Annotated in this window: 23 protein-coding genes and 1 pseudogene; 8 read left to right on the plus strand and 16 right to left on the minus strand. The window is 74.0% G+C overall.

Annotated elements, in window-relative coordinates:
* Positions 1-211: 211 nt before the first annotated feature.
* Positions 212-562 carry a MerR family transcriptional regulator gene (locus IF45_RS0110010; protein WP_030306863.1) on the plus strand — a complete coding sequence of 117 codons (351 nt, stop codon included), beginning with the start codon at positions 212-214 and terminating at the stop codon, positions 560-562.
* Between the two features lie 22 nt (positions 563-584).
* On the opposite strand, the gene IF45_RS0110015 is transcribed toward IF45_RS0110010, so the two are convergent.
* Both IF45_RS0110015 and IF45_RS0110020 read right to left on the minus strand, forming a co-directional pair.
* Positions 585-1,589, minus strand: coding sequence for an asparaginase (locus IF45_RS0110015; protein ID WP_030306865.1), 1,005 nt, complete (start codon positions 1,587-1,589; stop codon positions 585-587).
* Positions 1,590-1,688: 99 nt separating this feature from the next.
* Positions 1,689-2,492, minus strand: coding sequence for an RsiG family protein (locus IF45_RS0110020; protein WP_030306866.1), 804 nt, complete (start codon positions 2,490-2,492; stop codon positions 1,689-1,691).
* Positions 2,493-2,684: 192 nt separating this feature from the next.
* Here IF45_RS0110020 and dtd point away from each other — a divergent pair, with 192 nt between their 5' ends.
* On the plus strand, positions 2,685-3,110 hold the full coding sequence (gene dtd, locus IF45_RS0110025) for a D-aminoacyl-tRNA deacylase (RefSeq protein ID WP_003949033.1): 426 nt from the start codon (positions 2,685-2,687) through the stop codon (positions 3,108-3,110).
* Between the two features lie 207 nt (positions 3,111-3,317).
* Here dtd and ygfZ read toward each other — a convergent pair whose 3' ends face one another.
* The 6 genes from ygfZ to IF45_RS0110060 all read right to left on the minus strand — a co-directional run bounded on the left by ygfZ (position 3,318) and on the right by IF45_RS0110060 (position 8,290).
* A complete protein-coding gene (gene ygfZ / locus IF45_RS0110030; RefSeq protein ID WP_008415477.1) occupies positions 3,318-4,289 on the minus strand; it encodes a CAF17-like 4Fe-4S cluster assembly/insertion protein YgfZ in 972 nt (323 codons plus the stop codon).
* A 79-nt stretch (positions 4,290-4,368) separates the two neighbouring features.
* Positions 4,369-4,812 (minus strand): Fur family transcriptional regulator, encoded by a 444-nt coding sequence (locus IF45_RS0110035; RefSeq protein WP_015507630.1) that lies wholly within the window; start codon positions 4,810-4,812, stop codon positions 4,369-4,371.
* A 98-nt stretch (positions 4,813-4,910) separates the two neighbouring features.
* Complete coding sequence (locus IF45_RS0110040) at positions 4,911-5,483, minus strand: heme-binding beta-barrel domain-containing protein (protein ID WP_003949036.1); 573 nt, start codon at positions 5,481-5,483, stop codon at positions 4,911-4,913.
* 274 nt (positions 5,484-5,757) lie between these two features.
* Positions 5,758-6,621 (minus strand): hypothetical protein, encoded by an 864-nt coding sequence (locus IF45_RS0110050; protein WP_030306869.1) that lies wholly within the window; start codon positions 6,619-6,621, stop codon positions 5,758-5,760.
* Complete coding sequence (locus IF45_RS0110055) at positions 6,618-7,412, minus strand: hypothetical protein (protein WP_051720683.1); 795 nt, start codon at positions 7,410-7,412, stop codon at positions 6,618-6,620. The genes IF45_RS0110050 and IF45_RS0110055 overlap by 4 nt, the downstream gene beginning before the upstream one ends.
* On the minus strand, positions 7,409-8,290 hold the full coding sequence (locus IF45_RS0110060) for a hypothetical protein (protein WP_030306872.1): 882 nt from the start codon (positions 8,288-8,290) through the stop codon (positions 7,409-7,411). Before IF45_RS0110060 ends, IF45_RS0110055 begins: the two co-directional genes overlap by 4 nt.
* 129 nt (positions 8,291-8,419) lie before the next feature.
* Between IF45_RS0110060 and IF45_RS0110065 the strand changes: the two genes are divergently transcribed.
* Complete coding sequence (locus IF45_RS0110065; protein WP_015507628.1) at positions 8,420-8,782, plus strand: DsrE family protein; 363 nt, start codon at positions 8,420-8,422, stop codon at positions 8,780-8,782.
* A gap of 36 nt (positions 8,783-8,818) precedes the next feature.
* Here IF45_RS0110065 and IF45_RS31905 read toward each other — a convergent pair whose 3' ends face one another.
* From IF45_RS31905 to IF45_RS0110100, 8 genes and pseudogenes are all read right to left on the minus strand, one after another.
* Positions 8,819-9,382 (minus strand): DUF3099 domain-containing protein, encoded by a 564-nt coding sequence (locus IF45_RS31905; RefSeq protein WP_107048041.1) that lies wholly within the window; start codon positions 9,380-9,382, stop codon positions 8,819-8,821.
* A gap of 222 nt (positions 9,383-9,604) precedes the next feature.
* Positions 9,605-9,892, minus strand: a complete 288-nt coding sequence (locus IF45_RS0110075) for a DUF1416 domain-containing protein (protein ID WP_003949043.1) — start codon at positions 9,890-9,892, stop codon at positions 9,605-9,607.
* Positions 9,893-9,956: 64 nt separating this feature from the next.
* On the minus strand, positions 9,957-10,796 hold the full coding sequence (locus IF45_RS0110080) for a sulfurtransferase (RefSeq protein ID WP_003949044.1): 840 nt from the start codon (positions 10,794-10,796) through the stop codon (positions 9,957-9,959).
* Between the two features lie 250 nt (positions 10,797-11,046).
* Positions 11,047-11,127, minus strand: coding sequence for a putative leader peptide (locus IF45_RS34395; protein WP_350495130.1), 81 nt, complete (start codon positions 11,125-11,127; stop codon positions 11,047-11,049).
* A gap of 240 nt (positions 11,128-11,367) precedes the next feature.
* Complete coding sequence (locus IF45_RS0110085) at positions 11,368-12,096, minus strand: LmeA family phospholipid-binding protein (RefSeq protein WP_003949045.1); 729 nt, start codon at positions 12,094-12,096, stop codon at positions 11,368-11,370.
* Between the two features lie 229 nt (positions 12,097-12,325).
* A pseudogene (locus tag IF45_RS31910) lies at positions 12,326-13,829 on the minus strand (hypothetical protein).
* Between the two features lie 11 nt (positions 13,830-13,840).
* Positions 13,841-14,095 carry a MoaD/ThiS family protein gene (locus IF45_RS0110095; RefSeq protein WP_003949047.1) on the minus strand — a complete coding sequence of 85 codons (255 nt, stop codon included), beginning with the start codon at positions 14,093-14,095 and terminating at the stop codon, positions 13,841-13,843.
* A gap of 707 nt (positions 14,096-14,802) precedes the next feature.
* Complete coding sequence (locus tag IF45_RS0110100; protein WP_030306875.1) at positions 14,803-15,669, minus strand: alpha/beta hydrolase; 867 nt, start codon at positions 15,667-15,669, stop codon at positions 14,803-14,805.
* 477 nt (positions 15,670-16,146) lie between these two features.
* Between IF45_RS0110100 and IF45_RS0110105 the strand changes: the two genes are divergently transcribed.
* From IF45_RS0110105 to IF45_RS0110125, 5 genes are all read left to right on the plus strand, one after another.
* Complete coding sequence (locus IF45_RS0110105; RefSeq protein ID WP_003949049.1) at positions 16,147-16,938, plus strand: response regulator transcription factor; 792 nt, start codon at positions 16,147-16,149, stop codon at positions 16,936-16,938.
* A gap of 151 nt (positions 16,939-17,089) precedes the next feature.
* The gene (locus IF45_RS0110110; protein ID WP_003949050.1) at positions 17,090-18,112 is read left to right on the plus strand and encodes a LacI family DNA-binding transcriptional regulator; all 1,023 of its coding nucleotides are present in this window, start codon (positions 17,090-17,092) and stop codon (positions 18,110-18,112) included.
* A gap of 111 nt (positions 18,113-18,223) precedes the next feature.
* Positions 18,224-19,240, plus strand: coding sequence for a S1C family serine protease (locus IF45_RS0110115; protein ID WP_003949051.1), 1,017 nt, complete (start codon positions 18,224-18,226; stop codon positions 19,238-19,240).
* A 74-nt stretch (positions 19,241-19,314) separates the two neighbouring features.
* Entirely contained in the window at positions 19,315-20,055 is a 741-nt protein-coding gene (locus tag IF45_RS0110120; RefSeq protein WP_003949052.1) for a response regulator transcription factor, read from the plus strand.
* A complete protein-coding gene (locus IF45_RS0110125) occupies positions 20,052-21,539 on the plus strand; it encodes a HAMP domain-containing sensor histidine kinase (protein WP_030306877.1) in 1,488 nt (495 codons plus the stop codon). The genes IF45_RS0110120 and IF45_RS0110125 overlap by 4 nt, the downstream gene beginning before the upstream one ends.
* The last annotated feature ends 12 nt before the right edge of the window (positions 21,540-21,551 follow it).

Genomic DNA, 21,551 nt, shown 5'->3' on the forward strand with positions numbered 1-21,551 from the left:
TCCTGCGGTGCGGGGCGGGCGGGCGGACGGCCGGGGGCGCTGCGGTCGGGGCCGCCGCCCCTTCCCCCGTGGACGGGCGGCGGCCCGGGCGGTCCGCCCTCCCCCCGGCGGGGCGGAATGCCGCTCTGGAAAAGGACGTTAAGGCTTCACATCAGTGAGAAGGTCAAGCCGGATCTCTCCCCGGCGGGCCGTGAGGAGACGGGGGCGTCACATGCTGATCGGAGAACTGTCCCGCCGGACCGGCGTCAGCAGGCGGCTGTTGCGCTACTACGAGGACCAGGGCCTGCTCCAGGCCGCACGCGGCACCAACGGCTACCGCTCGTACGGAGAGGACGCGGTCGCCGTGGTGGGCCGGATCAGATTCCTGCTCGACGCGGGGCTGACCACCGAGGTCATCCAGGCCGTGCTGCCCTGTGTCGACCAGGACACCTTCGACAGCGGCATCGACTGGTGCGGCGAGCTGCGCGACCTCCTCGCCGGTGAGCTGGCCGCCCTGGACGAACGCCTCAACTGCCTCCAGGAACGCCGTACTTCGCTTGCGGGCCTGCTCGGCCGGAGCTGACCCGCGCCCCCGTCGGCCGTCCTCAGAAGGCGGCCCGGATCTCCCCGACCCGGACGGCGCCGCCCATCAGCGGCGCGCTGCCGATCCGGGTGGCCGTCTCGCCCGCGTACCCGAGCCGTTCCAGGAGACGGGCGAGGACCGGGCCGAGGGCGCGGGTGGCGCCGTCGTCCACCTTGAAGGCGAGGGCGCGGCCGTCCGGGAGCGCCACCGCCTGGACCGCCTCGGCGCCCATCTTCGACAGGGCGCCGGGGAGGGCGCGCATGAGCCAGGTGTCCGGGCGGCGGGTCCCGGCGACGTACTCGGGGTGGGCGCGCATGGCGTCGGCGACGCGGCGCTCGGGCGTGCCGGGCTCGGCGCGGACGAAGGCGGCGAAGGCGCGGGCCAGGCCCGGCAGGGTGAGGGCCATCAGCGGGGCGCCGCAGCCGTCGGTGCCGAGGGCGGCGACGGGCTCGCCGGCGGCGGCCTCGGCGGTCTCGCGGACCAGGAGCTGGAGCGGGTGAGCGGGGTCGAGGTAGCTGTCGAGCGGCCAGCCGTTGCGGGCGCAGGCGGCGAGCATGGCGGCGTGCTTGCCCGAGCAGTTCATGGTGAGGGGGCGGCGGACCTGGCCGGAGGCGAGGTACTGCTCGGCCTCCACCGGGTCGAGCGGCAGGTCGGGCGGGCACTGGAGGGCGTCGGCGCTCAGGCCGAACTCGGTGAGCATCCGCTCGGCCAGCTCCAGGTGGAAGGGCTCGCCGGAGTGGCTGGCGGCGGCCAGGGCGAGCCGTTCGCCCGCGAGGTCGAGGCCGGCGCGGAGGATCGCGGCGGCCTGCATGGGCTTGTTGGCGGAGCGCGGGAAGACCGGCCGGTCCGGGTCACCGAGGGACCAGGCGACGCTGCCGTCGGCCTCCAGCACCACGACGCTGCCCCGGTGGACGCCCTCGACGAAGCCGGAGCGCACCACCTCGGCGAGGACCGGGGACGGCCCGGCGGGCGGCGGGGCGGGGGCGTCGGCGGCGGGACGGGGCGGGACGGGCTGAGCGGGGGACATCGGGCGGCCTTCCGGAGCTGGGTCCTCCCATTCTCGGCATCCGCGGCCGGACCGCGCGGCCGGGGTGGTCGCGGGGCGGCGCCCGGCCACCGGCCCGGCTCAGGCCAGCAGGTCGTCGACCTGCGCCTCGCCCTCCCGGTACCGGCGGGTGATCTCCGCGCCGCAGGCGTCGGCGGTGCGCTGGAGCTGCGCGCGGCGGCGGGAGACCTGTAGCTCGTAGCGGCCGAGGCGGGCGGTGGCGGTCTCCAGCTCCTCGTCGGTGAGGGCGGAGAGGTCGGAGAGCTCCACCTCGGAGAGCATCTCGGCGGCGAGCCGCCGGGACTCCTCGCCCTGCGGCACGGAGACCGTGACGTGGCGGGCGGAGGCGCGGTGCCGGGTGGGGGCGTCGGCGAGGATCTGCGAGAGGCGCGCCACCACCGGCGCCCCCACGACCAGCCGCCGTCCCGCCCCGGTCAGCCCGGCCCCGAAGCCGAGCGCCAGACCGGAACCGGAACCGGAGACGGTGCCTTCACCGGCGCCGGTGGCCCCGGCCGGGCGCGGGCTGCCCGCCTGGGCAGACCCGGAAGCGGAATCGCTCCCGGCGGCCGCCGTCCGCTCGGCCCTGCGGGTCGCCGCCTCGGCCCGCAGGATGTCCAGGCGGCCCTGGAGGATGCGCCGTACGTAACTCAGGTCGCCCTCGTCGCGCAGGGCCGTACGGCGCACGGTGCGCAGTTCGGCGAGGGAGAGGAGGACGAGGTCGCGGGTGGGCTCCCCGGTGGCCGACAGGCCGGCGCCGGGGGCGGGGCTGTCGGTGCGCTGGGTCGGCGGGCGCGCGCTCCCGTAGACGCCGCCGGAACGTTGCTCCGGGGCCAGTCGTCCGGTGCCTGCCGTGGTCGGCGTACTCGATGTGCTCGACGTGCTCATGTCTCTCGTCCGTCCCCTCGAACCGGCGGCGGGCTGCACCGCGTGGGAGCATCGTGCCACCCCGGATGACCGCAACGTGCCGGAGTGCCCGATTTCGTGCCCGTACGGCGGTACCGTTCCGGCCCGGCGTGGGGCGTGAGGGGCGCGCGGGCGCGTACGCGGCACACGCCGGGCGCACGGCATGATGGGTCCATGCGAGCAGTGGTGCAGCGGGTCGACGGCGCGAGCGTGGTGGTCGACGGCGAGACGGTCGGGGAGATCAGCGGCGAGGGGCTGTGCGTCCTGGTGGGTGTCACCCACGACGACACCGGGGAGAAGGCGGCCCAACTGGCCCGCAAACTCTGGTCCCTGCGCATCCTGAACGAGGAGCGCTCCTGCTCCGACACCGGCGCCCCGCTCCTGGTCATCAGCCAGTTCACGCTCTACGGCGACGCCCGCAAGGGCCGCCGCCCCACCTGGTCGGCGGCGGCTCCCGGCCCGGTCGCCGAGCCCTTGGTCGAGGCGGTCGTGGCGCACCTGCGCGAGCTGGGCGCGACCGTGGCGACGGGCCGGTTCGGCGCCAAGATGCGGGTGGGGCTGACCAACGACGGCCCGTTCACGGTCCTGCTGGAGGTCTGACCGCGCCCGCGCCCCACCGTCCGCCGGCCCCCGCCGGGGACGCGTTCCGCCACCCCGGGCGGGCGCGCCATCGCCACCCCAGGGCGCACCTGGGGGCACGGACGGCGCACGGCGACACACGGGGCGCACCGGCCTCACCGGGCTCCCCTGCGGCCGTACAGAGCCCCAACAGCCCTACGGCTGCCCTACGACTGCCCTGCGACTGTCTTACGGCTCGACCACGACCTCCTGCGCCGCCGCCGTCGACTCCGCGATCAGCTCCGCGTCGACCGGGACGTTCCGCTTGACCAGGGCCAGGGCGATCGGGCCCAGTTCGTGGTGGCGGGCCGAGGTGGTGACGAAGCCCAGCTTCCGCCCGTCCGGCCCGTCGGCGGCCAGCCGGACCGGCGTACCGGGACCCGGCAGGTGCACCTCGCTGCCGTCGAGGTGGAGGAAGACCAGGCGGCGCGGCGGCTTGCCCAGGTTCTGCACGCGGGCCACCGTCTCCTGGCCCCGGTAGCAGCCCTTCTGGAGGTGGACGGCGGTACCGATCCAGCCCAGCTCGTGCGGGATGGTGCGGTGGTCGGTCTCGAAGCCGAGCCGCGGCCGGTGCGCCTCGACGCGCAGCGCCTCGTGGGCGAGGACGCCGACGGCCGGGCCGTGCGCGGCGGCGAACTCCTCCAGCCGCCCGCGCTCCAGGAAGACGTCCCGCCCGTACGGGGTCTCACGGACCGCCGCCGCCTCGCCCTCGGCCAGGCTCACGATGGACCCGGCGGGCAGGTGGACGAGGGCGAACTCCTCGGTCCGGTCGGCGGCCTCGACCCGGTAGAAGAACTTCATGCTCTCCAGGTACGCGAGGAGCGCGCCCTGCGTACCCGGCTCGACGTGCACCCAGGTCGTCGTCCCGTCGTCCACCAGGTAGAGCGCGTGCTCGATGTGGCCGTTGGCGGTGAGCACCAGGGCCTCGGTGGCGCGGCCGGCGGGCAGCTCGCTGACGTGCTGGGTGATCAGCAGGTGGAGCCAGCTCAGCCGGTCGTCGCCGGTGACGGTGAGGACGCCGCGGTGCGAGAGGTCGACGAAGCCCGTGCCGTCGGCGAGGGCACGCTGTTCGCGGAAGAGGTCGCCGTAGTGCGCGGCGACGCCCTCGTCGGGGCCCTCGGCGGGCACGGCACCGGGCAGGGACAGCAGGGGACTCTTCATGGACACACAGCCTAGGACGCCCGGTGGGGCCCTGAATATTCCGCCCGTACGAGCCCGGGTACGAGCCCGGGGGCGCGGGTCAGTCGCGGGCCGCCGCCTCTTCGCGCTTGCGGGTGCACGCCTCGCACCGGCCGAAGATCGCGAAGTGCTTCATGTCGGTGTCGAAGCCGAAGCTCTCGCGGAGCTGGGCGGTGAAGCCCTCCACCACCGAGACGTCGGCCTCGATGACCTCGGAGCAGTCGCGGCAGACCAGGTGGATGTGGTGGTGGCGGTCGGCCAGGTGGTAGGTGGGGGCGCCGTGGCCCAGGTGGGCGTGGCTGACCAGGCCCAGCTCCTCCAGGAGCTCCAGGGTGCGGTAGACCGTGGAGATGTTGACGCCCGCCGCCGTCCTGCGGACCTCGCCGAGGATGTCGTCCGGGGTCGCGTGCTCCAGCTTGTCGACGGCCTCCAGCACCAGCTGACGCTGGGGCGTCAGTCGGTAACCGCGCTGTCGCAGATCGCTCTTCCAGTCGATACTCACCACACGGCCCAGTGTAGAGGGGGCCTCAAGCGCCGGCCGGGCTGTCTATAGCCCGGCCGGCGCTTGAGGCCACGAGCCTGCCCGGCGTTTGAGGCCACCCCTTACTTGAAGAAGGCGATCCCGTCGTCCGGGAGGTCACCGAGGTCCTTGGCCCAGGACTCGACCTCGCCCGGGGTCACGACCTTCTTGAGCTGCGCGGACATGTAGGGCCGCAGCGGCACCTCGGGGGTCTGCTTCTCCCCGACCCACATGAGGTCGCTCTTGACGTACCCGTAGAGCCGCTTCCCGCCGCTGTACGGCCCGGAGGCCGCCGTGCGGGCCACCGCGTCCGTCGCCAGGTCGATCTGCGGCTTCTGGTCGGCCAGCTCGCCGTACCAGACATCGACGACCCCGTCGTCGCGGGTCATGACGACCTCGACCTTGCGGTCCTTGTCGATCCGCCAGAAGCCCGCCTCGGACTCCAGGGGCTTGACCTTGTTGCCCTCTTCGTCGAGGACCCAGGTGTGCGAGTGGTACTCCAGGAAGTCCCGGCCGTCGTGGCTGAAGGACACCTCCTGGCCGAAGTTGCACTTCTCGGCGCCGGGGAAGTCGAAGACGCCCGCGCCCGCCCAGTCGCCGAGGAGGAAGGTCAGCGGCACGAGGTCCGGATGGAGGTCGGACGGAATCTCGATCATGAGCGGCTCACGCGTTTCGTCGCAGGGGTTCGGTTCGGGCGGGGCAGCCGGGTCAGCGCTGGCCCTGGTACAGCTTCTTCACGCTCAGGCCGACGAAGGCGAGAACGCCGACGCAGACCAGGACCAGCAGGGCGGAGAAGAATGCCTCAAGCACGGGGTGCTCCTCGGTGACACGTGGATGAGCGGATACGAAGCCGCCTCCAGCTTAGACGGCCTGGCCCCGGCTCTCTCGGCGAGGGCGGGCCGGGCCCCGTACCCGGCCCCGCCGCACCCCTCAGCTGAGCAGCTGCGTCTGGAGAACGACCGTCTGGTGGAAGGGGACGCGGTCCGCCCCGCCCTTCTTCTCGTGCACCACCATCCCGAGGGTGTCCCCGGCGACGATGTACGCCACCCGGGTCTGGACCTGGTCGTCGCCGTAGGGGGCGGGCTCCTCGTAGGCATAGACGGAGGTGGTGTCGGGGACGCCTCGGCTGGTCCACTGCTTGTCGATCGAGGTCTCCTCGGCGTGAGCCAGCGAGGCACCGGTGGTCGAGCCGAAGTCGAGCCCCTCGTCCCGGTACAGGTCGGTGAGCCCCGACGACGGGAACCGCAGCAGGTGGACGCGGGCCTCGGTGCCGTCCGGCATGGTCCAGGCCCGCGAGGCGGCGTGCCGCAGGGCGAACTCGTGGAGCTTGTTCCCCAGCTCGCGGCGGTCGCCCTTGGCGTACTCGGCGAGGTAGGCCGAGGCGGGCGTCCAGTCGCCGGTCAGCTTCGCGTCCGGCTCGGCGGCGCCGGGGGCGGTGACCAGGAGGTCGCGGAGGTCGGCGTGGTGGATGCCGGCGGCGTTGTCTGCGTGGTCCGGGCGCGGGGCGTCGGCGGGCAGGGCCGGCAGCTTCTGCCGGGGGAAGTCCCAGCGGCCGTCGGAGGCGGTGGCGAGGCCCGGCAGGTCGGTGCGCTCCTGGGAGGTGACGAACGCGGCCGTCCCCACGCCGAGGCCGCCCGCGACCACGACGGCGAGGCTCCAGCGGGCGACGGCGCGCAGTACGCGGCGCTCCCGCAGGGGCTTGCGGGGCGGCTCGGCCGGCGCCGCGAAGGGCCCCGCGGCCGCGGCCGGGGCGGCGGGCTCCTCGGGCGTTCTGGGCAGGGTCTGCTCGGTCATACGTACTCCCCCGGTGAGGCGAGGTGGTCCAGTTGGGCGGCGAACAGCTCGGCGGGCGGCTTCACGGAGCCGTCGCCGGGCAGTTCGGCCGACATGGAGACGAAGTGCTTGCCTTTCGCGGCCGTGCAGTACAGCTCCTGCACGTCCTTCTTCCGCTCGCCCTTGAACCGGAAGCACGCCGCGTCCCGGTGACCCTTGACCTTCGGCCCCTTGTCGACGTCGAGCGACCGGAGCAGGCTGGTCACCCTCCGGTACCGGTCCCGGATGACCTGGGTGTCCTTGACGACGCTGATGTTCATCTCGGCGAAAAAGGTGTCGTTGTCGGTGCGGGCGTAGGTGCGCATGGCGGCGCCCTCGACGCCGCTGCGGTCGAGTTGCTTCTCCATGTCGCGGCGGAGCTTCTGGGGCAGGCCGCGCAGCGTCTCCTTGACGGCGGCGACCGCCTCGGCACCGTCCACCTCGGTGTCGTTGCCCCGCTCGCCGCTGTCCGGCCCGAGAGCGTAGTCCGAGGCGGGCAGCAGGAGCTTGCTCAGCGCGGTGTCGTGGCGGCCCTCGTAAGCCCGCTCGGCGGGGTCCTTGCCGGGCTCGGCCAGCTCGCCCCAGCGTTCCGTCGACACCTTCTTGTCGGCTCTCTCCACCATTCCCGAGACGCCGGTGACCGTGCCGACGCAGGCGCCCGCCACCAGGCCGACCGCCACGATGCGCAGGATCCGGCCGCGTGAGAACCGGGCGGGCTTCTTGCCGGACGCGGGCGCGAGCGCCGTGGTGTCCGGCTTTCCGGAGTCGGTCACAGGCGCTCCAGCTGCTTCAGGGCGAGATCCTTGATCGCCTTCTCGGACAGGGGCTTGGTGTCGCTGAAGTGCAGGTCGAACATGACGTCACCGCGGTAGCCGACGGCGCGGCCCCCGTAGACGGTCAGGTAGCCCGGCTTGGAGTCCGGCTCGTAGACGAAGAAGCCGGCCCCGCTGCCCGCCTTGACCTCACGGCCTTCCTCGTGACCGGAACGCGTGCGGTTCGCGGCGTCCCGACGGCTGCTCTCCGCCTCGGCCTGGGCCTCCGCGACAGCTCCCGGCCGGAACTGCACCAGCCGCACCGCGACGTACTCGTACTCGCCGCGCTGCCAGTTGGCCGCCGCCACCCGCCGGATGCCGTTGCGCACCGAGTCGACCAGCACCTCACCGGGCTCGGTGTACTCAAGGCTGCGCCCACCCGGCGAGAGCCAGCCGTCCTCGACGCCGACCCCGTTGACGAAGTAGCCCGTGGCCTCCCGGAACCCCTTCGGCTTCCCCACCAGCAGCTTCCGCAGATCCCCGTTGGCCTTGACCGCCGTGTCGTGCTTGGCCGGGAGCGGCGCGGGCCGCTTGCTCTCCGGCAGGGCCTTCTTCGGGTAGGCCAGGTCCGCCTGGGAGAGCGGGGGCAGGGGGGTCGGCTCGCGCTCGGCCTGGATCGCGTAGCCGGTGGCGGTGCCGCCGACCACGCCGACCAGGGCCGCACAGGCCACGATGAGCGTGGTGAGGCCGCGCGGGCGTCGGCGTGGGGCCGGGGTCTCGGCCGGTGGTTCGGCCGACACCTCGGACGGCGCCTGGGCCGGCGCCTGGGCGGGCGCCTCGGCGGAGGGTTCGGCCGGGGTGGCTTCCGCCCCCGGTCTGCTCGGGTCTGACGTGTCCAAAGAGGTCCCCCCAGGGTCCGCGAAGTCGAGGATCAGGCTCCGGATGTGTGTGTACGGTGCATGATCAGTTCGCACAGGTGACCGGCCAGGCGGGTCCGGGGTTGCCCCGGGGTTCATTACGATTCGGGCATGGCGAAAAAGCTCGTGATCAAGGTGACGGCCGGGGCGGACTCCCCGGAGCGGTGCTCGCAGGCGTTCACGGTGGCGGCGGTGGCCGTGGCCAGCGGGGTGGAGGTGTCGCTCTGGCTGACCGGTGAGTCGGCGTGGTTCGCGCTGCCGGGGCGGGCGGCCGAGTTCGAACTCCCCCACGCGGCACCGCTGCCGGAGCTGATCGAGGGGATCATGGCGGGCGGCGGGATCACCCTCTGCACGCAGTGCGCCGCCCGCCGGGACATCTCGGAGGGCGACGTCATCGAGGGCGTCCGGATCGCCGGGGCGCAGGTCTTCGTCAGCGAGATCATGGAGGACGGGGTGCAGGCGCTCGTCTACTGAGTCCGCCGAATCCGCCAACTTCCGCGCCCCGCGCGGCTACTCCTCCGGCCAGGGCCCCGGCCGGCGCGGATCGCTGCCGTGTCCGGGCGGGCCGGGCGGGCCGTCCCCGCCGCTGCCCCGCCGGTCAAGTTCCCGCCACCACGCCTCGGACTCGGGGTCGCTGCCCTTGACCCGGTCCTGGTCGGAGAGGGGCCCCCGGCGTCCGGCGTGACCTCCGTGGCCATGGCCGTGTCCGTGCCCGGAGCCGTGCCCGCCGGATATCCCGGTGGAGCCGGACGCGCCCCGCTCGGAGGGCGGCTTCACCGGTGGCGTGCCGGGGCCGTCCCTCGGGTCCTTCTTGCGGACGTGGGTCGGCGGGGTGGGAGAGGCGTCGCCGTCCTGGCCGGGGGCGGAACCGGCGCCGGGGTCGTCGTACCAGCGGTCCTCGGGCCCCTTGCGGTTGGCGACGATCGCGGCGAACGGCGGGATCACCATCGCCACCACGCACATCGCGACGGCGGCCGGTACCGACCACAGGCGCACGACGGCGCACGCCACGACGAAGAGGCTCAGGCAGAGGCCCATCATGGCGAAGTACACATGTCGCCTTCGCGCATACATGGTTCCAGCGTAGGCACGTGGGCCCGCCCCGCACCCCGGCGGACGGCCTCGCGCGAAACTGCCCGAAAAACGCCCCTGACCAGGGGAAACGGCGACGCCGGTGGGTAGCGGTCCGGACACGGACAGGCCGCAGGGCCGCACTCCGTCCCGGTGGCGTCCAACCCCCTGGAGTGCGGCCCCGCGGCCTGCCCGGCGCCCGCCGTCCGAGGACGGCGGGGCGTCTCAGACGGCGATGGCGACCTCGGCGAGGCCGCCCTGCTGGGCGACGACCGTGCGGTCCGCGGAGCCGCCCGGGACCAGGGCGCGCAGCGTCCAGGTGCCCTCGGCGGCGTAGAAGCGGAACTGACCGGTGGCCGAGGTCGGGACCTCGGCGGTGAACTCGCCGGTCGAGTCGAGCAGCCGCACGTAACCGGTGACGGGCTCGCCGTCGCGGGTCACGCTGCCCTGGATGGTGGTCTCACCGGGCTTGATGGTCGAGGCGTCGGGGCCGCCGGCCTTGGCTCCACACATTCCTGCATCCGTCCTTCGCTGGTGCGGTGTGCCCCCGCCGCCGACGGGCGGCGGGGGCGGGGGGTCACTTGTTGGCGCCGAGCTCGATCGGCACGCCGACCAGGGAGCCGTACTCGGTCCACGAGCCGTCGTAGTTCTTGACGTTCTCGACGCCGAGCAGCTCGTGCAGGACGAACCAGGTGAGCGCGGAACGCTCACCGATGCGGCAGTAGGCGATGGTGTCCTTGGCGAGGTCGACCTGCTCGTCGGCGTAGAGCGCCTTCAGTTCCTCGTCGGACTTGAAGGTGCCGTCGTCGTTGGCGTTCTTCGACCACGGGATGTTGCGGGCGCTCGGCACGTGGCCGGGGCGCTGCGACTGCTCCTGCGGGAGGTGGGCCGGGGCGAGCAGCTTGCCGGAGAACTCGTCGGGGGACCGCACGTCGACCAGGTTCTGGTTGCCGATGGCGTTCACGACGTCCTCGCGGAAGGCGCGGATCGCGGTGTTCTGCGGCTTGGCTTTGTACTCGGTGGCCGGGCGCTGGGGGACCTCGGCGACCAGGTCGCGGGAGTCCAGCTCCCACTTCTTGCGGCCGCCGTCGAGGAGCTTGACGTTCTCGTGGCCGTAGAGCTTGAAGTACCAGTACGCGTACGAGGCGAACCAGTTGTTGTTGCCGCCGTAGAGGACGACGAGGGTGTCGTTGGCGATGCCCTTGGCCGAGAGGAGCTTCTCGAAGCCCTCCTGGTCGATGAAGTCGCGGCGGACCGGGTCCTGGAGGTCCTTGGTCCAGTCGATGCGGATCGCGTTGCGGATGTGGTTCTTGTCGTACGCGGACGTGTCCTCGTCGACCTCCACGACGGCGACGTTCGGGTCGTCCAGGTTTTCCTGGACCCAGTCGGCGTCGACCAGGACGTCACTACGGCTCATGGTGCATTCCTCCGGGGCAGTTGCGGGGCTGGTACGGCGGTGCGTGCGTGCGGTGCGGGGCTGTCCGGGGTGCCGGTGCGCGGGGGGCCGCCCGTCTCCGGCCGGTGCGGTCCGGTGGCTGCGGTGTCCGCGATACGGACAGGATGCGGGATCGTGGCGCTCGCGCGGGCTTCCGGGCTTCTCGGCGGGGCGGTAGCGGGCCGGTCCCGTCACGGACGGGGCGGGCCCAGGCGTACGGTCCCCGCGCTGCTCAGCCGCGGCGACAGAGCATGGCGGCGACGCGGCACAGGTCGACTGCCCGCCGCTTCGTGAGGTCCGCCTGTCGCTTCATGGGTCCGATCGTAGGGACGAATCGGCGGCGATGTCACCGACGTTTCACCATCCGAGACGAGATCGTCCGCGATACGGGCATCCGGGTCGGCCCCGGACAGCGCGGAACCGCCCCGGCCCCTCGTGGCGAGGGCTGAGGCGGTCGCGAGCGGCCCGGGCGGCCGGAATCACGGACGAGGGCGTCTCGCTCTGCGGACGGCGCGCGGGCCGGTGGACCCGGATGCGCGCGGCCGTCCCCGTCCTACCCGGCGAGGCGGACCGACGAACCCTCGACGCTGATCTCGACGCCGTCCTTCGCCGGGGTCACCTTCGACAGCTCGATGCCACCGGGCAGACCGCCGACCTTCTGCTGGAAGTCGGTGATCTCGCGGACCTTGTCCTCGGCGACCTTGATGCCGAGGCTGGGCAGCGCGTCGGCCTTCACCCGCACCTCGCCGTCCTGGACGGTCGGCGTGGAGAGGACCTCCAGCGGCTTGGGCAGGGTCGCGCCGAACACCTCCGCCTCGATCTCCACCTTGATCTTGCCGTTGCCGCCGTCGGAGAGGCCGACGACCTTGGCGGTGACACCGGGGGCGACGTCGATCGGGTCGGGCCTGGCCGCCTTCAGCAGGTCGGCGTAACCGATCCGGGCGGTGCCCTCGGCGGTCTTCGCGGTGGCCTGGCTGAAGCCGCCGGAGAACTCGACGCCGCGCAGGTGGGCGTTGAGGCCGGCGATGCGGACGCTCTTGCCGTCGGTGGTGGCGTCGAACTCCTTCACCGAGACCTCGACGTCCTCCAGGCCGCTGCCCACGACCTGGGTGAGGAAGGGGAAGCCGTGGATGGTGACCTCCGGGTCGGTGTTCATCGACCCGCTCGCCTTGAGCCGGTCGGCCACCTCGCCCTCGGCGAAGTTGACCGCGAGGCGGTCGGCGATGACGAAGAGTCCCCCCAGGACCACGACGACGATCAGGAGATTGCGTAGTGCGCGCATCGTTCGGCTTCCCCCACCAGGTGGACTTCGCTCCCGGCACCCCGCTGGGCACCTGGCCGCGAGCGTAACCCGGACGGCCCAACGACCTGATCGTCTGCGCACGAGTGTGTGCGACCTGATACGTCCCGACGACCGGAGGCGACCGGACGCGTTCGTTCACGTACGGAAAGCCACCGCGCCCCCGGCCGGGAGGGGCCGGGGGCGCGGTACGCGTCGCGAGGTGGGCGGGTCAGCCGGTGACCACGCGACCCAGCAGGTAGACGGCCGGGACGGCCGCGGTCAGTGGCAGGGCGACGCCCGCCGTCATGTGCACGAACCGCGACGGGTAGTCGTACGCCGCGACCCGGTGGCCGATCACCGCGCACACCGCCGCGCCCGCGCCGATCAGCGCGGCCTGGGTGCCGAGCCCGGTCAGGGCGCCGCCCACCGCCCCGGCGCCCGCTCCCGCGAGGACGGCGACGGCCATCGAGGCGGCGGCGGGCAGCGGCAGCGAGCGGACGAAGACGGCGACGGCCACGGAGATCCCGCCGACCACGACGGCGTCCGCCTCGGCGGCCAGGTACCCGGCGGCGAGGATCGCCAGCGCCGCCGAGGCAACGGTGGCGAAGAGGCCGTGCAGGCGGTCGTCGGCCGGGGCGTTGCTGCGCAGTTGCAGGACGAGGCAGAGCAGCACCCAGACGCCGAGCGTGCCGACGACGGCGGCCGGGCCGTTCTCCCGCCCGGCGACCAGCAGCACCGCGTCCGCGACGAGCGCGCCCGCGAAGGCGAGGGCGATGCCCTGCCGGGCGGGCCACATCCCGTTCAGCCGGAACCAGCCGGCCGCCGTCAGCCCCTGCAGCACCACCAGCGGCACCAGCAGCCCGAACCAGCCGAGCGCCGCCCCGCCCGCCATCAGCAGGCCGAGCGCGGCGGTGAGCAGCGCGGGCTGCGTCCCCGGGTCGATGATCGGCGAGCGGCCCTCGGCGCGGGCGCGCTGGGCGTCGGTGATCCGGGTGTTGCCGGTGACGGTGGCCGGACCGTAGGCGGGCCCGTCGGCCGCCGGCTCCTCGGCGGCCGGGGCGGCCCGGTGACTGCCGGTCCCGGCGGGCGCGCGGTGCCCGCCCTGCGGCTGGGGATGCGGCTGCGGCTGAGCCGCGGGCATCGGCCCGGCGCCGGTCACCGGCGGGATCAGGGCCGTCTCCTCGTACGGGGCGGGCCCGGCGCCGGTCACCGGCGGGATCAGGGCCGTCTCCTCGTACGGGCGGGCCCGTCGGTGTGCCGCCCGAGGTGGCCTGCGGCATCATCGCCGTCTCCTCGTACGGGGAGGGGGCGGGCCGGCCCGGGGCGCCCGGGGGCGCGGGCGGCGCCGGGGGCGGCCCGGCGGCCGGGGTGGGCGGCATGAGCGCCGTCTCCTCGTAGGGGGAGGGCGCCGCCGGGCCGGGGTACTGGCCCGAGGGCTGGGCCCCGTACCCCTGCGCGGGGTGTCCCTGCGCGGGGTACCCCTGCTGGCCGCCGTACGGCTGGCCGCCGTAGGAGCCCTGCGCCGGGTCCGGGTGGATCGTGGGGTGGCTCTGGCTCTCCCAGGTCTGGCCCTGCCAGGTCTGGGCCTGGCCGCTCTGGTCCTGCGGGGGTTGCGGGGGCTGCTGCTGGTACGGGTCGTGGCCGTACTGCGCGGCGTTCGGGTCGTACGGCTGGCCCTGCGGGGGCTGCTGACCGTACGGGTCGTAGTACGGCTGCTGCGGCTGATTGCTCATGCTGTGGGGAGTCACCCTCCTGCGAACGGCGGGAGCACCTCGACCGTGCCGCCCTCGGCCAGCCGTACGGTCTCATGGGCGCGGGTGCCGACGGGGTCGCCGTCGACCAGGAACGAGCAGCGCTGAAGCACGCGGACCAGCTCGCCGGGGTGGGCGCCGCGAACGCCGTCCAGGGCCTCGGCGAGGGTGGCCGCGTCGTACGGCTCCTCGGCGATCCCGGCGGCGGCCTTGGCGGCCGCCCAGTAGCGGATCGTGCCGGTGGGCATCGGGGGTCCTCCTCGGCCGGGTGCGGGACGCCGGCCCTCCTTGTCGCTCGGCGCGGTCCGCGGGCGCGCCCCGCACGCAAGGTTAGGCCCTCGCGGGGCGGGGGTGACTCTGCGCTGTCCCGGTGCGCGGGGGCGGGGCTCCTTGTGCCCTGTGGCGGGGGCTGGGGGTGCCCTTGCGGGCGGGCGGGGTGGGTTTGGGCTCGGGGCTCGAGCGCCCCTGGGGTGTCCTCAGGCGCCGGACGGGCTTGATCTTGTCCTCAGGCGCCGGACGGGCTGAGGTGTCCTCAAGCGCCGGACAGGCTGAGTGTCCTCAAACGCCGGACGGGCTTGAATCAGCCCGCTGGGCGTCGAAGTCTCTCGGCCGGTCCTCGCGCGAGCTTGGCCAGGTCGGGGCCGGGTCCCCGGCTCAAGCGGTGCGTGCGGGATCTCAGCAGCGTCCGGCAGAGGCTCGACGGGTCCGCGTGGGATCTCAGCCGGTCCGGAGGCACCCCGACCCGGCCCCGCGAGATCTCAACCACGTCCGGGCGCAATCTCAGCCTGTCCGGCGCTTGAGGACACTCAGCCTGTCCGGCGCTTGAGGACACCTAGCCCGTCCGGCGCTTGAGGACACCCAAGCCCGTCCGGCGCCTGAGGACACCCCAGCCCGTCCGGCGCCTGAGGACGCACACGGCCGCAGGCCGGTGTCACGAGGGGCACCCCCAGCCCTCTCACCCGCCCGGCGCCCGCCGGGCCGCCCAGTCGGCGATGCGGGCCAGTAGCGCCTCGTCGGCGGCGTTCTCGGCGTGGCCCATGCCGGGTTCGAGCCAGAGGTCGGCCTGAGGGCCGGCGGCGGTGGCGAGGGCGCGGGGGTGGTCGAGGGGGAAGTACGGGTCGCGGTCGCCGTGGACGAGGAGGAGGGGGGTGGGGGCGATGCGGGCGGCGGCCTCGGCGGGGTCGAGGGGGACGGGGTCCCAGTCGGAGGTGTGGATGCGGGTGCGCAGCCCGTACCGGCCGACCGCACGCCCCAGCGGCCGGGTGACGACCCAGTGGAGGCGGCGCATGGCCGCGGTGCCCCGGTAGTACCAGCGGGCCGGGGCGCTGACCGCGACCACGGCATCGGTGTGAGCCGGGCCGTGCGCGTCGGCGAAGCCGGAGCCGTGCCCCTCAGCGGGACCGGAGCGCCGCCCGTCGGCGTGGCCGGAAGCCTGGGCGTCGGGTCCCCCCGCCGGGTACAGGGCGGCGTGGCGGAGGACGACCGAGCCGCCCATGGAGAAGCCGACCGTCCAGACCGTGCGGTGGCCCAGCCGCCGGGCCCAGGCGACGGCGGCGGCGAGGTCGAGCACCTCTCGGTCGCCGACGGTCGAGCGGCCGCCGGAGGCTCCGTGTCCGCGGAACGAAAAGGTGATCACCGCCCCGTAACGGCGGAAGACGGCCGCGGCCCGGCGGACGTGCGGCCGGCCGGCGCTGCCGGTGAAGCCGTGGGCGACGACGGTGACCGGCACCCGCCCGGCCGCGTCATGGGTCACATCCGCGTCAAAATCGGCGGGCTCGTGGACGGCCTCGATGGCGACCCCGTCGGCCGCCAGCAGCACCACCCGTTCGGCCCCTTCGGCGAAACCGTCCTGACCTGCGGGAAAGGGGGCCGGCCGGGGGCCGCGAGCACCGCCGCCGGGCCCGGGCTCCGGCCCGTCCGCACGGCCCTGCGAGGGCACTCGGGAGGCGGCCGGAGAGGGGTCCGGGCGCACGCCGCGCCCTGCCGTAGGCGTACTCATGTGGGTTATTGTGCTGGGAAGAGGACTCGGGCAGCGACGCCCCCGGGTCCTTTCGTGCTTTCCGGCACGTTGTATACGACCGGGACTCCCGGTCGCGTCCTGCGCTCCGGGAAGCCGGCGGTCCCCAGGGCGCGGGGGTCGTGGACGTATCCGTACGCAGTGCCGCAAGTCCGTCCGGCGCGCCACTCCGGACGGACTCCCTCTCGCAGGGAACCGAGGAGGAACCGACGTCATGGGCGAACGATCCAACCCCCACCATCCGAGCTGCCGAGACTCCCGCCACGGGGCGGGTGAGCGCCGATGAGCTCCCTGCTGCTGCTCACCAACGCCCTCCAGCCCTCCACCGAGGTGCTGCCCGCACTGGGGCTGCTCCTCCACCAGGTCCGCGTCGCCCCCGCCGAGGGCCCCGCCCTCGTCGACACCCCGGGCGCGGACGTCATCCTGATCGACGGCCGCCGCGACCTGCCCCAGGTCCGCAGCCTCTGCCAGCTGCTGCGCTCCACCGGTCCCGGCTGCCCGCTGGTCCTGGTCGTCACCGAGGGCGGCCTCGCCGCCGTCACCGCCGACTGGGGCATCGACGACGTGCTGCTGGACACCGCGGGCCCGGCCGAGGTCGAGGCGCGGCTGCGGCTGGCCATGGGCCGCCAGCAGATCACCACCGACGACTCCCCCATGGAGATCCGCAACGGCGACCTCTCCGTGGACGAGGCCACCTACAGCGCCAAGCTCAAGGGCCGCATCCTCGACCTCACCTTCAAGGAGTTCGAGCTGCTGAAGTACCTGGCGCAGCACCCGGGCCGGGTCTTCACCCGCGCCCAGCTCCTCCAGGAGGTCTGGGGCTACGACTACTTCGGCGGCACCCGCACGGTCGACGTGCACGTACGGCGGCTGCGCGCCAAGCTCGGCCCCGAGCACGAGTCGCTGATCGGCACCGTCCGCAACGTCGGCTACCGCTTCGTCACCCCGGAGAAGCCCGAGGCGAAGGAGAAGGCGGCCAAGGAGCAGGCGCAGGAGGAGGCCGCCGAGAAGGTGCGCGAGTCCCGCGCCGCCTCCGGTTCCACTGTCACGGAGAAGGCGGCGGCCAAGCCCTGAGCCGCCCCGCTCCGTGATCACGCCCGTACTCCGCCCGTCTCCCGGCCGTCCCGCACGGCGGTCCGGGGAGGCGGGCGGAGGGGTGTCCCGGCCCGGTATTGAAGGGCGGACAGCCCTTAGGGAGCGGCCTCGACCCGCGTAGACTGCCGCCGTGGCCAAGGTGACGCGGGACGACGTGGCGCGACTGGCGGGGACATCGACCGCCGTCGTGAGCTACGTGATCAACAACGGACCCCGGCCGGTCGCCCCGGCCACCAGAGAGCGGGTACTCGCCGCGATCAAGGAGCTGGGCTACCGGCCCGACCGGGTCGCGCAGGCGATGGCGTCCCGGCGCACCGACCTCATCGGCATGATCGTGCCCGACGCCCGGCAGCCCTTCTTCGCGGAGATGGCGCACGCCGTGGAACAGGCCGCCGCCGAGCGCGGAAAGATGGTCCTGGTCGGCAACTCCGACTACCTCGACGAGCGCGAGGTCCACTACCTCCGCGCCTTCCTCGGTATGCGGGTCTCCGGCCTGATCCTGGTCAGCCAGGGCCCGAGCGAGACCGCCGCCAGTGAGATAGAGGCGTGGGACGCCCGGGTCGTCCTGCTGCACCGGCGGCCCGACGCCATCGACGACGTCGCCGTGGTCACCGACGACGTGGGCGGCGCCCAGCTCGCCACCCGCCACCTCCTGGAGCACGGCGTCTCCTACGTCGCCTGCCTCGGCGGCACCCCCAGCACCCCCTCGGTCGGCGACCCGGTCTCCGACCACGTCGAGGGGTGGCGCCGCGCCATGGCCGAGGCGGGCCGCCCCACGGAAGGCCGCCTCTTCCAGGCCCCGTACAACCGCTACGACGCCTACGAGGTCGCCCTCACCCTCCTCGCCGGGCCCGACCGGCCGCCGGCCATCGTCTGCGCCACCGACGACCAGGCGATAGGCGTCCTGCGCGCCGCCCGCGAGCTGCGCATCGACGTGCCCGGGGAACTGCTCGTGGCCGGCTTCGACGACGTCAAGGAGGCCGGGCTCACCGACCCGCCCCTGACCACGGTCGCCTCCGACCGCACCACGATGGCCCGCGCCGCCGTCGACCTCGTCCTCGACGACGCCCTGCGCGTGGCCGGCTCCCGCCGCGAACGGCAGAAGGTGTTCCCGTCACGCCTGGTGGTCCGGCGGTCCTGCGGCTGTTCGTGAGGCGGGCGGCCCTCCCGGCGGGGCCGCCTTTATACCGGGCATACAGGATTCTCCCCCGCTTCTCAGCCCCTTCTCAGCTCGCTCTCATGCGGTGGCCGGATCGTCGGAGACATGACGGAGAGCTACCGCCACGACGGCGCACCCAGTGAGTACCCGAGCGAGTACCCGACGACGTACCCCGAGGCTTCCGGCGGGGCGGGCGCGTGGCCGGCGCCGCCCGCCTACCCGCCGCACACCCCGCGTCACCGGCGCCGCCTGCGCGGTCCGGCCGGGCTGCTCGCCGCGGTGGCGGTGGCCGCGGCGGCGATCGGCGGCGGGACGGCGTACGCCTTCCAGGAGCTGACCGGGGGCGGGGCCGGCGGGTCGGGCTCGCAGGTCAACGGGACGACCGTGGCCGCCTCCAGCAAGGGGACGGTGGCCGGGGTGGCCGAGGCGGTCGGGCCGAGCATCGTGGAGATCAAGGCGGCGGGGTCGTCCGGCCAGTCGACCGGCTCCGGGGTGATCATCAGCGAGGACGGGGAGATCGTCACCAACAACCACGTGGTCTCCGGGGCCTCGCAGGTCCAGGTGGCGACCAGCGACGGGAAGACGTACAGCGCCGAGGTGGTCGGCACCGACAGTTCCAAGGACCTGGCGCTGATCAAGGTCCAGGGCGCCAAGGGGCTGAAGGCGGCCTCGCTCGGCGACTCGGACAAGGTGGCCGTGGGGGACGACGTGGTGGCCATCGGGTCGCCCGCCGGGCTGACCGGGACCGTGACCAGCGGCATCGTCTCCGCCCTCGACCGCGACGTGACCGTCTCCCGGGACGAGAGCCAGGGCGGCAGCGGGCAGGGCGGCGGCCGGGAGTGGCCCTTCGAGTACGGCGGGGAGCAGTTCAACGGCGAGACCGGCGAGCAGACCACGACCTACCAGGCGATCCAGACCGACGCCTCTCTCAACCCGGGCAACTCCGGCGGCGCCCTGATCAACATGGACGGCCAGATCATCGGCATCAACTCGGCGATGTACTCGGCCGGTTCCTCGCAGGGCCAGTCCTCCGACGCGGGCAGTGTCGGCCTCGGCTTCGCCATCCCCGTCAACGACCTCAAGGCCGACCTCGACACGCTGCGCTCCGGCTCCCAGCGGTGACCGGCGCGCCCGGCCTCGCGCGTGCGAGGCTGGCCGCACCGAGACCCGTACCCCGAGCACCCAGGGAGTCCGCCATGCCGGCCGCCGAACCCCAGGAGCAGGAGCGTGAGCAGCGCATCCTGATCGTCGACGACGAGCCCGCGGTCCGCGACGCGCTCCGCCGCAGCCTCGCCTTCGAGGGGTACGGCACCGAGGTCGCCGTCGACGGCCTCGACGCGCTGGAGAAGGCGGCCTCCTACCGGCCCGACCTGATCGTCCTCGACATCCAGATGCCCCGCATGGACGGGCTGACGGCGGCCCGGCGGGTCCGGGCCGCCCAGGACACCGTGCCGATCCTCATGCTGACCGCCCGCGACACCGTCGGCGACCGCGTCACCGGCCTCGACGCGGGCGCCGACGACTACCTGGTCAAGCCCTTCGAACTGGACGAGCTGTTCGCCCGCGTCCGCGCCCTGCTCCGCCGCTCCTCGTACGCCGTCGAGCAGGCCGCCCCGGACGACGACGGGGACGTGCTTGCCTTCGCCGACCTGCGGATGGACCTCTCCACCCGCGAGGTGCTGCGCGGCAACCGGCCGGTCGAGCTGACCCGGACCGAGTTCACCCTGCTGGAGATGTTGCTGGCCCACCCGCGCCAGGTGCTGACCCGTGAGCAGATCCTCAAGGCCGTCTGGGGCTTCGACTTCGAGCCGACCTCCAACTCCCTGGACGTGTACGTGATGTACCTGCGCCGCAAGACCGAGGCGGGCGGCGAACCGCGCCTGGTGCACACCGTGCGCGGCGTCGGCTACGTGCTGCGTTCCGGGAGCGGCGAGTGAGACGGCTCGGCGCGCTCCCGCTGCGGGCCCGCCTCGCCCTGCTGGTGGCGGCGGCCGTGGCGCTGGCGGTCGCCGCCGTCTCGGTGGCCTGCTGGTTCGTGGTGCGCGGCAAGCTGTACGAGGAGATCGACTCCCAGTTGCGCGCGCAGAACCAGCCGCAGCCCACCGCCGCCCTGCGCGACCTGCTCGCCGACTGCCCGAGCGAACCGGCCGCCACCGGGCCGGGCGGCTTCGGCCGGGCCCAGCCCGAGCTGTACCTCCAGCTGGTCACCGCCGACGGCCAGGTCTGCGTCGCCGAGGCCTCCGCCGGGGTGGTCGAGCCCGACGCGGCCGACCTCGCGGTGGCGGCGGGCGGCCCCGGCCACGAAGCCGAGCCGCACGACGCGACCGCCGCCGACGGCACCGAGGTCCGCGTCCTGGCCGCCCCCGCCCTCGGCAAGGGCCCGCCCCCGGCCCACTTCCGGAACACCGCGATCGTCTACGCGTACTCGCTGGAGGAGACCCGGGACACCCTGGACGACCTGGCGCTGCTGCTCCTGCTCGTCTCCGGCGTCGGGGTGGTGGGCGCGGGCGGGGCCGGGCTGTGGATCGCCCGGTCGGGGCTCAGGCCCGTCGACCGGCTGACCGAGGCCGTCGAGGAGGTGGCCCGCACCCGGGACCTGACCGTGCGCATCCCCGTCGACGGCGACGACGAGATCGCCCGGCTCTCCGCCTCCTTCAACGCGATGACCAGCGCGCTCTCCGACTCCCACGATCTCCAGCAACAGCTCATCGCCGACGCGGGGCACGAACTGCGCACCCCGCTGACCTCGCTGCGGACCAACATCGAGCTGCTGGCCCGCAGCGAACGCACCGGACGCGCGCTGCCCGCCGAGGACCGGGCCGCGCTGCTCGACTCGGTCAAGGCGCAGATGACGGAGCTGGCCGCGCTCATCGGCGACCTCCAGGAGCTGTCGCGCACCGACGGCGCGCAGCAGGGCCGCCTGGAGGTGGTCGCCTTCCACGAGACGACGGCGACCGCGCTGCGCCGGGCCCGCCTGCGCGGCCCGGAGCTGACCTTCACCGCCGACCTGGCGCCCTGGTACGTCCGCTGCCGCCCGGCCGCTCTGGAGCGGGCGGTGGTCAACATCCTCGACAACGCGGTGAAGTTCAGCCCGCCCGGCGGCACGGTCGACCTCCGCCTCCACCGCGGCGAACTCACCGTCCGCGACCGGGGTCCCGGCATCCCCGAGGACGAACTGCGCCACGTCTTCGACCGCTTCTGGCGCTCCCCGTCGGCCCGCGCCCTGCCCGGCTCGGGACTGGGCCTGTCCATCGTGGCCCGCACCGCCGAACAGTGCGGCGGCACGGTCGCGGTCGAACGGGCCGAGGGCGGCGGGACCTTGGTGCGGCTGGTGCTGCCGGGGGCGCCCACGCCGCCGCCGGGGGCGGAGCGTACGGGCGCGGGCGAGGACGAGGGGGACAGAGGCCCGGAAGCGGACTGAGCCCTGCGCTCT

This window comes from Streptomyces albidoflavus, assembly GCF_000719955.1.
In the GTDB taxonomy this organism is placed as follows: Bacteria; Actinomycetota; Actinomycetes; order Streptomycetales; family Streptomycetaceae; genus Streptomyces; species Streptomyces albidoflavus.

Bases quoted from the DNA above. Each gene is read 5' to 3' on its own strand.
- IF45_RS0110010 (WP_030306863.1), top strand. From the start codon at position 212: ATGCTGATCGGAGAACTGTCCCGCCGGACCGGCGTCAGCAGGCGGCTG.
- IF45_RS31905 (WP_107048041.1), bottom strand. From the start codon at position 9,382: ATGTATGCGCGAAGGCGACATGTGTACTTCGCCATGATGGGCCTCTGC.
- IF45_RS0110050 (WP_030306869.1), bottom strand. From the start codon at position 6,621: ATGACCGAGCAGACCCTGCCCAGAACGCCCGAGGAGCCCGCCGCCCCG.
- IF45_RS0110040 (WP_003949036.1), bottom strand. From the start codon at position 5,483: ATGATCGAGATTCCGTCCGACCTCCATCCGGACCTCGTGCCGCTGACC.
- IF45_RS0110085 (WP_003949045.1), bottom strand. From the start codon at position 12,096: ATGCGCGCACTACGCAATCTCCTGATCGTCGTCGTGGTCCTGGGGGGA.
- IF45_RS0110015 (WP_030306865.1), bottom strand. From the start codon at position 1,589: ATGTCCCCCGCTCAGCCCGTCCCGCCCCGTCCCGCCGCCGACGCCCCC.
- IF45_RS0110105 (WP_003949049.1), top strand. From the start codon at position 16,147: ATGAGCTCCCTGCTGCTGCTCACCAACGCCCTCCAGCCCTCCACCGAG.
- IF45_RS34395 (WP_350495130.1), bottom strand. From the start codon at position 11,127: ATGAAGCGACAGGCGGACCTCACGAAGCGGCGGGCAGTCGACCTGTGC.
- IF45_RS0110065 (WP_015507628.1), top strand. From the start codon at position 8,420: ATGGCGAAAAAGCTCGTGATCAAGGTGACGGCCGGGGCGGACTCCCCG.
- IF45_RS0110120 (WP_003949052.1), top strand. From the start codon at position 19,315: ATGCCGGCCGCCGAACCCCAGGAGCAGGAGCGTGAGCAGCGCATCCTG.
- dtd (WP_003949033.1), top strand. From the start codon at position 2,685: ATGCGAGCAGTGGTGCAGCGGGTCGACGGCGCGAGCGTGGTGGTCGAC.
- IF45_RS0110115 (WP_003949051.1), top strand. From the start codon at position 18,224: ATGACGGAGAGCTACCGCCACGACGGCGCACCCAGTGAGTACCCGAGC.
- ygfZ (WP_008415477.1), bottom strand. From the start codon at position 4,289: ATGAAGAGTCCCCTGCTGTCCCTGCCCGGTGCCGTGCCCGCCGAGGGC.
- IF45_RS0110080 (WP_003949044.1), bottom strand. From the start codon at position 10,796: ATGAGCCGTAGTGACGTCCTGGTCGACGCCGACTGGGTCCAGGAAAAC.
- IF45_RS0110095 (WP_003949047.1), bottom strand. From the start codon at position 14,095: ATGCCCACCGGCACGATCCGCTACTGGGCGGCCGCCAAGGCCGCCGCC.
- IF45_RS0110075 (WP_003949043.1), bottom strand. From the start codon at position 9,892: ATGTGTGGAGCCAAGGCCGGCGGCCCCGACGCCTCGACCATCAAGCCC.
- IF45_RS0110020 (WP_030306866.1), bottom strand. From the start codon at position 2,492: ATGAGCACGTCGAGCACATCGAGTACGCCGACCACGGCAGGCACCGGA.